The organism is Kitasatospora sp. NPDC053057, from assembly GCF_044546945.1.
Taxonomy (GTDB): Bacteria; Actinomycetota; Actinomycetes; order Streptomycetales; family Streptomycetaceae; genus Kitasatospora.
In genome coordinates this window covers 130059-142735 of record NZ_JBITZP010000023.1, presented here as the reverse complement: position 1 = coordinate 142735, position 12677 = coordinate 130059, and the positions used below count along the sequence as shown (strand labels likewise).

Below are 12677 nucleotides of genomic sequence, written 5' to 3'. Positions count from 1 at the left end.
CCAGACCACCCGTCACCAGCACCGTCCCCCCGGACGGGAAACCGGCACCGCCCCCCGACGAGGAAGCCAGCCCCGCCCGCACCAGCCGAGGCACCAACACCACACCCGAACGCACCGCGACCTGCGGCTCCTCCCCCGCGCCCACGACACCCACCAACGCCGCCGACTCCCGCGAACCGTCCACATCCACCAGCACGAACCGCCCCGGATGCTCCGACTGCGCCGAACGCACCAGACCCCACACCGCCGCAGCGGCCGGATCCACCAGCCCCTCCCCCGCCGAACCCTCCACCGCACCACGCGTCACGAACACCAGCCGACGCGAAGCGTCATCAGCGGCCAGCGCACCCTGCACAGCAGCCAACACCCCGTGCACCGCAACCCGGACACCCTCCGAGGTGTCCACCTCCACCAACTCCACCGAACCGGACCAGCCACCCTCCTTCGCCGGGTTGCCGAGGGCCGTCCAGTCCAGTCGGAAGAGGGCGTCACCGGCCGGGGCGAGCTGTCCTGCGGACAGCTGCCGCAGGGTGAGCGAGTCGACGGTCACGACCGGCAGGCCGCGCTCGTCCGTCGCCGTCAGCGACACGGCTTCGTCGCCCGCCGGGACCAGCCGCACCCGAAGGGCCGAGGCGCCGGCGGCGTGGAGCGTGACGCCGCTCCAGGCGAACGGCAGCCGCGCGACGCCGTCCTCGGGCAGCAGTGCCCCGACGCCCATCGCCTGGAGGGCGGCGTCGAGCAGCGCCGGGTGCAGGCCGAACCGGCCCGCCTCCTGCTGCTCCTGGTCCAGCCGGGCCTCCGCGAACACCTCCGCCCCACGCCGCCAGGCCGCCCGCAGGCCCTGGAAAGCCGGGCCGTAGCCGAAACCGGCCACCGCCCGCCGGGGGTAGAAGTCCGCGAGGTCCACCGGCTCGGCGCCGACGGGCGGCCAGGTCTCCTCCGCGGCCGGGATCCCCTCGGGCCGGGCCCCGGCCTCCCGGGTGACGACGCCCTTGGCGTGCCGGGTCCACTCGCCGTCCGCCCCTCGGGCGTAGACGGTGACGGTCCGCTGGTCGGTGCCGTCGGCCGCGTCCACGGCGACCTGGAGCTGGAGTTCGCCCTGCTCCGGCAGGACGAGCGGCGCTTCGAGCGTCAGCTCCTCCAGCCGACCGCAGCCGACCTGGTCCCCGGCCCGAACGGCCAGCTCCACCAGGGCGGTTCCGGGCAGCAGCACGACGCCGTTCACGGCGTGGTCGGCCAGCCAGGCCTGGGAGCGCAGCGACAGCCGGCCGGTGAACACGAAGCCGTCGGAGCCGGCCAGCACCACCATCGCCCCGAGCAGCGGGTGGCCGACGGCCTCCACACCGGCCGAGGCCACATCACCGGCGTCGGTGCCGGCCTCCAGCCAGTAGCGCTCCCGCTGGAACGGGTAGGTCGGCAGGTCGACCCGCGCGGCGCCCGGAAGGACGGCCGCCCAGTCGACGCCGGTGCCGTGGGTGTGGACCTCGGCGACGGCGCGGCCGAGGCTGCGCACCTCGTCCGTGCCGCGGCGCAGCACGGAGCTCCAGCGGGCGTCCCGGGGGGTGTCGGCGAGGCAGAGCTGCCCCATGGCGCTCAGCACGCCGTCGGGGCCGAGCTCCAGGTACGTGGTGACGCCGTGGGCGTCGAGGGCCCGTACGCCGTCGTGGAAGCGCACCGCCTCGCGGACGTGGCGCACCCAGTACTCGGGGGTGCTCAGCTCCTCGGCCGTGGCGATCCGGCCGGTCACGTTGGAGACGATCGGGATGGTCGGGGGGCGGAAGTCCAGTCGTTCGACGACGCTGCGGAAGCGGTCGAGCATCGGCTCCATTCGCGGCGAGTGGAAGGCGTGGCTGACCCGCAGCCGCTTGGTGCGGCGGCCGGTGAGCTGCCGGGCGAGGGCGTCGATCGCGTCCTCGTCACCCGAGAGGACCACGGCGGCGGGGCCGTTGACGGCCGCGATGTCCGCGCGGCCCTCGAAGCCCGCGAGCAGCGGGCGGACTTCGTCCTCCGCCGCCTCGACGGAGAGCATGGCGCCGCCCTCGGGCAGCGACTGCATCAGCCTGCCGCGCGCGGCGACGAGTGCGCAGGCCTGCGGCAGCGTCAGCATGCCGGCGACGTGCGCCGCCACGAGTTCGCCGATGGAGTGGCCGAGCAGGACGTCGGGGCGGATGCCCCAGCTCTCGGTCAGCCGGAAGAGCGCGACTTCGAGGGCGAAGAGGCCGGCCTGGGTGTATTCGGTGCGGTGGAGCAGCCGGGCGCGCGCGCTGTCCTCCTCCGCGAAGGCGACCTCGCGGACGGGGGTGTCGAAGTAGCGGTCGAGTTCACGGCAGGCCGCGTCGAAGGCCTCGGCGAACACGGGGAAGGCGCCGTACAGTGCCCGTCCCGTGCCGGCCCGCTGGGAGCCCTGTCCGGTGAACAGGAAGGCGGTCCGCCCGCCGCTGCCCGAGCTGCCCTGCACGACCGCTGCGGAGGCGGCGCCGGAGGCGAGGGCGAGGAGCCCTTCGCGGATCTCGGCGGCGTCGGCGCCGAGGACGACGGCCCGGAGGTCGAAGGCGGTACGGGTGGTGGCGAGCGAGTAGCCGAGGTCGGCGAGGTCCGCGGTGGTCTCGGTCCCGGTGAGCCGGGTGGCGAGGGCGGCGGCCTGGTCCCGTACGGCCTCGGCGCTGCGAGCCGCCAACGGGAGTGCCACCAGCGGGAGTGCCACCAGCGGGAGTTCGGGGCGGTCACCGAGCTCGGCAGGCTCGGCATCGTCGGCCGGGGCCTGTTCGAGGACGACGTGGGCGTTGGTGCCGCTGATCCCGAAGGAGGACACACCCGCACGACGCGGACGACCCGTCTGCGGCCAGTCGGTCCGCTCGGACAGCAGCCGGACGTCACCGGCGGTCCAGTCGACCTGCGGGCTCGGCTCGTCCACGTGCAGGGTCTTGGGGAGCACGCCGTTGCGCAGCGCCATCACCATCTTGATGACGCCGGCCGCGCCCGCGGCGGCCTGGGTGTGCCCGAGGTTGGACTTGACCGAACCGAGCCACAGCGGGCGGCCCTCGGAGCGCTCCCGCCCGTAGGTGGCGAGCAGCGCGTGCGCCTCGATCGGGTCGCCGAGCATCGTGCCCGTGCCGTGCGCCTCGACGGCGTCGACCTCACCGGCCGTCAGCCCGGCCTGCTCCAGGGCCTGCCGGATCACCCGCTGCTGCGAGGGGCCGTTGGGGACGGTCAGCCCGCTGCTCGCCCCGTCCTGGTTGACGGCCGAGCCGCGGAGCACGGCGAGCACGGGGTGCCCGTTGGCCTGGGCGTCCGACAGCCGCTCCAGCAGGAACAGGCCGACGCCCTCGCCCCAGCCGGTGCCGTCCGCGGCGGCGGCGAAGGGCTTGCAGCGGCCGTCGGCGGCGAGCCCGCGCTGCTGGCTGAAGTCGACGAACAGGTCGAGCGTCGACATCACCGTGACCCCGCCGGCCAGGGCCAGGGTGCACTCGCCCTGGCGCAGGGCCTGGGCGGCCAGGTGCAGGGTGACCAGCGAGGAGGAGCAGGCCGTGTCCACCGTCACGGCCGGCCCCTCCAGGCCGAGGGTGTAGGAGATGCGGCCGGAGGCCACGCTGCCCGCGTTGCCGCTGCCGGCGTACACCTCGACGCCCTCCGGGAGGGTGTCCAGGCGCGACGCGTAGTCGTGGTGCATGACGCCGACGTAGACGCCGGTGCGGCTGCCGCGCACGGACGACGGGTCGATGCCGGCCCGCTCGAAGGCCTCCCAGGAGGTTTCCAGCAGCAGTCGCTGCTGGGGGTCCATGGCGAGGGCCTCGCGCGGGGAGATCCCGAAGAAGCCGGCGTCGAACTCGTCGGCGCGGTCGAGGAATCCGCCCTCCCGGACGTAGGTGGTTCCCTGCTGGTCCGGGTCGGGGTGGTAGACGGCCGCGGTGTCCCAGCCGCGGTCGTCGGGGAAGGGGCCGACCGCGTCGCGGCCGTCGAGGACGAGCTGCCACAGCTCCTCGGGGCTGGTCACGCCCCCGGGGTAGCGACAGCTCATCGCGACGATCGCGATCGGCTCGGCCGTCTCGGCCTCGTGCAGCCGCTTCTTGGTCTGGTGCAGTTCGGCGGTCACCCAGCGGAGGTGGTCGAGCAGCTTCTCTTCGTTGGTCATGACGTCCGGACTCCAGTCGATCAAGAAAGTGACACCGTTCACGGGGGCGGCTCGCGCCCCCGTGAACGTCAGCGGCGTGCGATACCCGTGTACTGCTCGGCGAAGGCCGTCGCCTCGGCGGTGGATGACAGCAGGCGCTCGAACCGCGCCCTGCGCAGCCGGCGGTCGAAGACCGACTCGTCCGGTGCGGCGTGCATCAGGGTGGTCATCGAGGCCGAGAACTGCTGGCCCTGCCACGCCCGGGGCACGGCGGTTGCCGAGTAGCCGTCCAGGGCCTCCCGCCGGCCGTGCGCGTACCAGCCGGTGAGCGCCTCGGCGAGGTGCCGGGCGTCGGCGACGGCCATGTTGAGCCCCTTGGCGGCGCTCGGCGGGACGATGTGCGCGGCGTCACCGACGAGGAAGAGCCGGCGGTACTGGAACGGCTCGGCCACGTAGCTGCGCAGCGGCACCATGACCCGCTCCAGGATCTCCCCGGTCGGCAGGGTGCCCCGGCCGCCGGCGAGCCGGAGGTCCAGCTCCCGCCAGATCTCCTCGTCGCTGCGGTCGTCGACGCCCTCGCCGGGCGGCACCGACAGGTACAGCCGGCTGACCTGCTGCGAGCGCATGCTCTGGAGCGCGAACCCGCGGTCGCCGACAGCGTAGATCAACTCGGGCGACAGCGGCGGAGCGGCGGCCAGGACCCCGAGCCAGGCGAAGGGGTGGGTCAGCTCGTGGCCGACCAGCTCCGTACCGGGCACGGCCTGTCGGCTGACCCCGTGGAACCCGTCGCAGCCCGCGATGAAGTCGCAGGTCAGCTCGGTGAGCTGACCGTCGATCGTGCAGACGACGCGCGCGCCGTCCGCGGTGACCGACGCGATCCGCACGTCCTCGACGCCGAAGTGCAGGCCGGCCTCGTCGTCGTGGGCGTCCAGCAGGTCCTTGACGACCTCCTGCTGACCGTACATCCACACCGACGCACCGCAGAGCTCGGTGAAGGGCATCCGGTGCACGGCACCGTCGAGGCGCCACTCGAAGCCCTCGTGCACGAGCGCTTCGCGGTCGAGCCGTTCGCCGACCCCGGCGTCGCGCAGGATCTCGACGGTCCCCTGCTCCAGCAGCCCGGCGCGGACCCGCTTCTCCACGTGGACGCGGGTGCGCCGCTCCAGGACGACCGAGTCGATGCCGTTGAGCCGGAGCAGCCGGGCGAGCAGCAGGCCCGAGGGCCCGGCCCCGATGATGCAGACCGGGGTGTGCAGTGTTCGACCCGGCGAGGTCACTTCCCGACCTCGCCCGAGCTCTCGACCCGCACGTCAGCGGTGAGCCGGACGTCCGCCGAGGAGGCGCCGACCTGGACGGTGCGGCGGCCGGCGCCGACGGTCCAGGCGCGGGCGTCGGTGTCCCAGTACTCGAAGCACCGGGCGGCCAGCTCGACCTGCACGCGGGCCGACTCGCCCGGCTCCAGCAGGGCCGAGGTGTACCCGGCGAGGGCCCTGGGCGCCTGGTCGACGCCGGCCTCGGGGCTGGCGCCGAGGTAGACCTGGGCGATCTCGCGCCCGGCCCGCGCACCGGTGTTGCGGATGGTGAACCCGACCCGCAGCGTGCGGCCCTCGGCGGCCAGTTCGAGGTCCTCGTAGGCGAAGGTGGTGTAGCTGAGGCCGTGGCCGAAGGGGAAGAGCGGTTCGTCGCCGTGCTGGTCGTGCCAGCGGTAGCCGACGAACAGGCCCTCGCTGTACTCGACGCGGCCGTCGGCGCCCGGGTAGCGCAGCGGGTCACCGGAGACGGAGGTGTGGTCGGCGTCCGTCGGGAAGGTCTGGGTGAGCTTGCCGCTCGGGTTGACGTCGCCGAACAGCAGGGCGTCGGTCGCCTCGGCGCCCATCTCGCCGGGGTACCAGACGTCCAGGACGCCGGCGACGAGGTCCTGCCAGGGCATCGGCACGGACGAGCCGGTGTTCAGGACGACCACGGTGTTCGGGTTGGCCTGGGCCACCGCGGTGACGAGGTCGTCCTGGAGCCCGGGCAGCCCGAGTTCCGGACGGTCGATCAGCTCGGCGAGCTCGTCGTAGACGAAGACCAGCGCGGCCTCGGCGTTGCGGGCGGCCTCCGCCGCCTCCTCGATGTCGGTGCGGGCCTGCTGCGGGGTGACCCAGCCGAGGGTGAGCTTGACCGGGTTGCCGGGCACCGGCAGGGCCGACAGCACCAGCTTGTAGCTGCCCGGCTCCAGGTCGAGGGTCATGCCCGCGGTGTCGCCGAAGGAGCTGCCGGCGAAGACCCGCGGGTGGCCCTCCAGGTCGATCGCCGCGTAGCCGCCGAGCGCGGTGACGGCGATGCGGTAACGGCCGGGCGTCTCGATGGTGAGCCGGCCCTCGTAGAAGTAGTTCGGCTCGGTGGAGGGGCCCGCGGGCACCTCGCCCTCGCGGAAGGGCGGCTGCAGCGCGGACTCGGGGATCGGGCGGCCGGCCGGGTCCTCGCCGATGCGGAACTCGACCCGGTCCTCGCCGAGGCGCGCGCGCAGCACGTCCAGCGGGGTGCTCGCGGCCTCGGGCACCACGAGCGCGCTGCCGACACCGGCGGTCTTGGGCACGGCCGCGGCCAGCCCGATGACCGCGAGGCCCTTCTCGCGCAGCCGGTCCTCGCTCAGCGGGAGGACGCCGCGCGGGTTGTGCAGCAGGACCGAGCCGGCCTGGGCCACCTCCAGGGCCAGGGCGCGGCCGCGCTCCGCGTCCCGCTCGACGGCGGGGCGCCCGGCGGGGTCGAGCAGGCCGAAGCGGGCCATCTGGCCGAGGATGCGGGCGACGGAGCGGTCGAGGACCTTCTCCTCGATCCGGCCCTCGGCGATCGCCTCGGCCAGCGGTGCGCCGAGGTGCTTGCCGTCGGGCATCTCCTGGTCGAGCCCGCGCTCGATGGCCGCGGTGTCGTGCACGGCGTCCCAGTCGGACATCACCCAGCCCTCGAAGCCCCACTCCTCGCGCAGCAGGGTGTCGAGCAGCGGCCCGTTCTGGCAGCTGAAATCGCCGTTGACGCTGTTGGTGGCGCCCATCAGGGCGCCGGCGCCGGCCTCCACCACCGACTGGAAGGCGGGGAGTTCGATCTCCCGGAGAGTCCGCTCGTCGACGCGCACGTCGACGACCATCCGGTTCTCCTCCTGGTTGTTCGCCGCGAAGTGCTTCGGCATGGCGATGACGCCCTGCGACTGGATGCCGGCCACCACGGCCGTGCCGATCGCGGTGACCAGCAGCGGGTCCTCGCCGTACAGCTCGAAGTTACGGCCGCCGTACGGCTGGCGCAGCACGTTGAGCATGGGGCCGATGAGGACGTCCTGACGCTTCGCGAGGGCCTCGTGGCCGAGGAACTCGCCGTAACGGGCGGCGAGTTCGTCGTCGAAGGCGCAGGAGAGCGCGATCGGCGCCGGCAGCGCGGTGGTGGTCTTGCGCTTCATCCGCACACCGGCGGGACCGTCGGTCATCCGCAGCGGCGGGATGCCGAGCCGCGGGACGCCCGGGATGAATCCCGACTGGCCGAGCTTCTCGGGGTCGTCGGAGCCGTGGACGAAGGAGAGCTTCTCCTCCAGGGTCATCCGGGCGATCAGGGCGTGGACGTCGACGGGGGCGTCGACGGGCGTCTGGGTGGTCATGCGAGTTCACTTCCGTTGCTGTCGGCGGGGGCGGCGGCCGGCACAGTGGCCTGGGGTTCGGGGGCGCGCAGGGCACGGGCGGGCGCGCTGGCCTTGAGGAGCATCTCGTCGTACTCCTCGTCGGGGTCGGAGTCGAGGACGATGGCCCCGCCCGCGCCCAACTGCCAGTGCTCACCGGTGCGGACCATCGTGCGGATGACGATGTTGAGGTCGGCGCTGCCGTTGCAGGCGAGGTAGCCGATGGAGCCGGAGTAGATGCCGCGGGCCCGCTGTTCCAGGGACTCGATGATGTCCAGGGTGCGCAGCTTGGGCGCGCCCGTCATCGAGCCGCCGGGAAAGCAGGCGCGCACGCAGTCCATGGTGTCGGCGTCCGCCTTGAGGGTGCCGCGGATGGTGGACACCAGCTGGTGGACGGTGGCGTAGCTCTCGGCCGCCATCAGGACCGGCACTTCGACGCTGCCGAGTTCGCAGACCCGTCCGAGGTCGTTGCGCAGCAGGTCGACGATCATCAGGTTCTCGGCGCGCGTCTTGGCGCTGGAGACCAGCTCCGCGCGGGCGGCCTCGTCCTCGGCCGGGGTGGCGCCGCGGGGGGCGGTGCCCTTGATGGGCTTGGCCTCGGCCACCCGGTCGGCCGTGATCCTGAGGAAGCGCTCGGGCGAGGAGCAGGCCACGTCGATGCCGTCGAGGTGCAGGTAGGCGGCGTACGGGGCCGGGTTGAGCCGGCGCAGCCGGCGGTAGGTCTCCCAGCCGCCGTCGGTCGCGGGCACCTCGGCCACGTTGGTGAGGCAGATCTCGTAGCTCTCGCCCTGGAGCAGGTACTCCTGGCTGGCCCTGACGTCCTCGACGTAGTCCGCGCGCTGCTTGGCGAGGAACGGCTCGACGGAGGCGGCGGGGACGGCGGCGGGTTCCGGGAGGCCCTGGAGGCCCTCCAGCACCTTCGCGGTCCCGGTGAGCCAGTTCTCCGCCGCCGCCCGGGTGGTCTCGTCGTTGCCGAGCGCCAGCAGGTAGGTGCGGTCCTGCTCGTGGTCGACGGCGAGGAAGCGGTCGGCGAACAGCCAGACGGCGTCGGGTGTTTCGGCGGTGTGGCGGTTCTTGGAGCCGCAGTCGGCCTTGAGCTCGTAGCCGAAGTAGCCGACGTACCCGCCGGTGAAGTCGAAGGGCAGCGGCGGCGCGTCGACCACCCGTCGCTCCGACTCCCGCTGGAGGTAGTCGAAGACGGTCCCGGCGTGGACTGCCGGGGCCGGTCCGTCGACCACGACGGCGCGCTCGGCGACGCGGTAGCGCACCGTCTCGGCGAGCGGGCCGGCGGCGTCCCCGAGGAAGGAGAACCGGGACAGGCCCCGCTCCACACGGGCGCTGTCGAGCCAGAAGGCGTTGGTGGAGCCGGAGTAGAGCGCCTCGAATGCCGCTTCGGTGTCGACGGCCCGGTCCAGCTCGCGCACCTGCACGCTGTACCGCTGCTGCCCCGCCGGGGCGTGCTCGCGGACCGGCGTCGTCGCCGCGGACGGAGCGGCGAAGGACCTGCGGGCCCCGGCGGCGCGGGTGAGGTCGCGGAAGTTCGCCATCATCCGCAGCCCGTACTCGGTCTCGATGGACTCCGGGTGGAACTGCACGCCCCAGCGGGGCAGCCGCCGGTGCCGCAGCGCCATGATCACTCCGTCCTCGGCCCGGGCGATGGGTTCGAGGTCGTCCGGCAGCGGCTCGGCGACGCACAGCGAGTGGTAGCGGACGGCGCCGAACTCCCGGGGGATCCCGGCGAAGAACTCGTCGCCCTGGTGGGTGACCCGCTCCACGTGCCCGTGGCGGGCCTCGGGCGCCGGCACCACGCGGCCGCCCTCGGAGACCGCGAGGCCCTGGTGGCCGAGGCAGACGCCGAGCACCGGGGCGTTCGCCCGGCGCAGCACGTCGAGCGAGATGCCGAAGTCGCGGGCGCGGGCCGGATGGCCCGGGCCGGGGGAGATCACGATGTTGTCGAACCCGTCCAGGTCGGGGAGTTCGGCCGCGTCGTTGGTGACGACGACGGGCTCCTCGCCGTTCACCTGCCCGAGGAGGTGGAACAGGTTGTAGGTGTACGAGTCGTAGTTGTCTATCAGCAGCGTCCGCACGGTCTCATTCACTTCGCGCTGGAGGAGGTGGAGCGGCCGGTGAGCCGGTCCAGGTGGGCAAGGCAGTCCTGCGGCCGGTCGGCCGGGGCGAGCCGGGCGAGGTGGCCGTCGGGGCGCACCAGGGCGATCAGTGGGAGCGGGCCGAAGCCGGCCCGCAGTCGGGCGCGTCCGTCGTCGGTGAGCCGCGCGAGGTCGTGCACGGCGATCCGCTCGCCGAACGCGGCGCGGGCCCGCTCGGCCACGGCGGTCCAGTCCTCCGGGAGGCCCTCGCCCGGCCACAGCAGGGCGATGTGCGCGCTCCGGTCGAGCACCGGGGAGCCGGGCTCGCTGCGGGAGGTGTGGAAGAACGGCACCCGGTCGCCGACGGTCAGTCGGCGCTTCAACTGCGAGCGCCACAAAGGTTCTTCGAGAGGAGCATAGCTCAGTCCAAGCTGGCTCATCAGCGGTGCGGCCACCTTCCGCAGGAAACCGGAGCGCTCGGCGGCGGCGACGGCCTCGTCGCGGCGCGCGGCGTCCTCGGGGGTCTGCGGCGCCGACAGCTCCATCTCGGTGCGGATGACGGTGCGGACGTGCTCGACCGCCTGCCGGCGCTCGCCGTCGTAGCTGTCGAGCAGGGCGTCGCTCCACTCGCCGCGCACCACGCCGGCCAGCTTCCAGCCGAGGTTGACGGCGTCCTGGAGGCCGAGGTTGAGCCCCTGTCCGCCGAGCGGCACCACGCTGTGCGCGGCGTCCCCGACCAGGATCATCCGCCCGTCGCGGAACCGTTCGGCCACACCGGGCCGTGGGAAGTAGGTGCGCTTCCACAGCGGTTCGCCGAGTTCGTACGGGAGGCTGGCGCGCTGCTCGACCATCTCCTGCCAGTCGGCGAGCGGCCGGTCGGACCAGTCCGGCTCCCCGGGCAGCACCACGGTGGCCAGCCGGCACACCCCGTCGGGCAGGTGGACCAGCGGCAGCATCCCGGTCTCGCCGTAGTGGTACTCGACCCCGGACACCGCCGGCCCGCTGATCGGGAAGTCGCCGAGCGAGATGCCGAGCGGGAAGGGCAGGCCCGGGTACGGGATGTCGAGCAGGCGGCGGGTGAGGCTGCCGGCGCCGTCGGCTCCGATCAGCCACCGCGGCTCGGTCTCCTCCAGGGTGCCGTCCCGGTGGCGGAGGGTGGCCCGGGGCAGCGGCCCGGAATTGTCGAGCGCGTGGAGCTCCGTACCGCACTCGACGCGGCCGCCGAGTTCGGCGAGGCGGGCCCAGAGCAGGTCCTCCAGCTCGCGCTGGACGATGCCGAGTCCGAACGGGTAGGCGGTGTCCATGCCGTGCATGGGCACGGTGCCGAGCCGGCGGCCGCGGGAGAAGAAGCTGACGTCGGTCGCGGGGCGCCCGCGGGAGACCAGTTCCTCCGCGATGCCCGTCTTCTCCAGGAGTTCGAGCACGCGCGGCCAGATCATGACGGCCCGCGAGTGCGGGTCGCTCTCCTCCAGCGAGGGCTTGCTGTCGATCAGCCGGACCGGAACGCCCTGCTGCAACAGGTCGCAGGCGAGCAGCGAACCGACCGCTCCCCCACCGACGATGAGGATCTCGGGAGTGCTCATACCGCCGCCACCTCTCCTTCCGTGCGGACCAGGTGCCGCTCGATCGCCTCCGCGGCGGCCACGGCGCCGCCCGCGTCGTGGACCTGCTGGCGCATCCCGGCCATCCGGGCCGTGATCGCGGGATCGGTGCTGACCGTGCGCACCGCTTCGCGCAGACCGGCGGGGGTCACCGCCGCGGGGTCGAGCCGCAGGCCGAGGCCCAGGTCGGCGACCCGGTCGGCGATGATCTCCTGCTCGACCATCTGGGGCACCACCACCATGGGCGTCCCGAAGGACAGCGCCTCCATCGTGCTGCCCATGCCGCCGTGGGTGACGAAGGCGGACGCCCGGTCGAGCACGGACAGCTGGGGCACGCTCGCGTGCACCTCGACGTTCGGCGGCAGCGTGCCGAGGTCGGCCGGGTCGGTCTGCGCGCCGATCGACATGACCACCGAGAACTCGGTGCCGTCGAAGGCCTCCAGGCAGCTGCGGTAGAACCCGGTCGCCTGGTTGAACACCGTGCCGAGCGAGACCAGGACCAGCGGCCGGCCGTCCTCGGCGGGCTGCCAACGCTCCTCCGCCGCCCGGTCGCCGAGGCTCGGGCCGACAAAGCGGTAGTGCGGGCCGAAGGCGTCCTGCTCGGGCTGGAACCCGCGGGGCAGGAAGGCCAGGTTGAGCTCCTCCTCGAAGTCCATGAACTCCTCGGTGGCGGTGTCGCCCAGCCCCACGGCGGTCAGGAACTCCCCGAGCCGGCGGTCGAATTCGGCGCCGTTGGCCTCGTGGGCCGCGGAGCGGCCGGTCCGGGCGAGCATCGCGTCCATCAGGGCGAAGCCGCGGCTGGAGGCGATGCTGGGGAAGAACTGCACGGAGCGGCAGCCCCAGCGGCGCGCCAGCGCCCGGCCGACGAACGGCGCCGTGTTGTCGTACACGACCAGGTCGGGCCGCCCGTCGGCGAACCGCTCCTCGGCGAGCGCGATCCGGTCCGCGCTGCCGTACAGGAAGAAGAGCGGCAGCGCGCTCAGGTCGTTCTCGGCGAAGGCGCGCGGCGAGTGGCCGGAGGAGGTGGCGACGTCGTAGCGGCACACCCTCGCGCCGAGCCGGACGAGCCGTTCCTCGAACTCCTTCGTGGTGAAGTAGGTGACCTGGTGGCCGCGGGACACCAGCTCCGCGACGATGCCGAAGGTCGGCGATACGTGGCCGTGCGCGGCCACACTGAAAAATGCGATATGGGCCATCAGTGTTCCTCTGGGTTTCGACCGGCGGGGCCG

Annotated in this window: 6 protein-coding genes; all 6 read right to left on the bottom strand. The window is 73.4% G+C overall.

Annotated elements, in window-relative coordinates; genetic code table 11:
• On the bottom strand, positions 1-4132 hold a 4132-nt coding region (locus ACIG5E_RS24285), incomplete at its 3' end, for a type I polyketide synthase (protein ID WP_396536536.1).
• Between the two features lie 68 nt (positions 4133-4200).
• Positions 4201-5388, bottom strand: a complete 1188-nt coding sequence (locus tag ACIG5E_RS24280) for a 4-hydroxybenzoate 3-monooxygenase (RefSeq protein ID WP_396536534.1) — start codon at positions 5386-5388, stop codon at positions 4201-4203.
• Positions 5385-7742, bottom strand: coding sequence for a beta-glucosidase (locus ACIG5E_RS24275; RefSeq protein ID WP_396536532.1), 2358 nt, complete (start codon positions 7740-7742; stop codon positions 5385-5387). Before ACIG5E_RS24275 ends, ACIG5E_RS24280 begins: the two co-directional genes overlap by 4 nt.
• Positions 7739-9859 (bottom strand): aminodeoxychorismate synthase, encoded by a 2121-nt coding sequence (pabB, locus tag ACIG5E_RS24270; RefSeq protein ID WP_396536530.1) that lies wholly within the window; start codon positions 9857-9859, stop codon positions 7739-7741. The genes ACIG5E_RS24275 and pabB overlap by 4 nt, the downstream gene beginning before the upstream one ends.
• Entirely contained in the window at positions 9856-11430 is a 1575-nt protein-coding gene (locus ACIG5E_RS24265; RefSeq protein ID WP_396536528.1) for an FAD-dependent oxidoreductase, read from the bottom strand. Before ACIG5E_RS24265 ends, pabB begins: the two co-directional genes overlap by 4 nt.
• On the bottom strand, positions 11427-12644 hold the full coding sequence (locus ACIG5E_RS24260; protein ID WP_396536526.1) for a macrolide family glycosyltransferase: 1218 nt from the start codon (positions 12642-12644) through the stop codon (positions 11427-11429). Before ACIG5E_RS24260 ends, ACIG5E_RS24265 begins: the two co-directional genes overlap by 4 nt.
• Between the last annotated feature and the right edge of the window lie 33 nt (positions 12645-12677).

Coding starts and splice junctions, on each gene's coding strand:
- ACIG5E_RS24275 (WP_396536532.1), bottom strand. CDS start 7,742: ATGACCACCCAGACGCCCGTCGACGCCCCCGTCGACGTCCACGCCCTG.
- ACIG5E_RS24265 (WP_396536528.1), bottom strand. CDS start 11,430: ATGAGCACTCCCGAGATCCTCATCGTCGGTGGGGGAGCGGTCGGTTCG.
- ACIG5E_RS24260 (WP_396536526.1), bottom strand. CDS start 12,644: ATGGCCCATATCGCATTTTTCAGTGTGGCCGCGCACGGCCACGTATCG.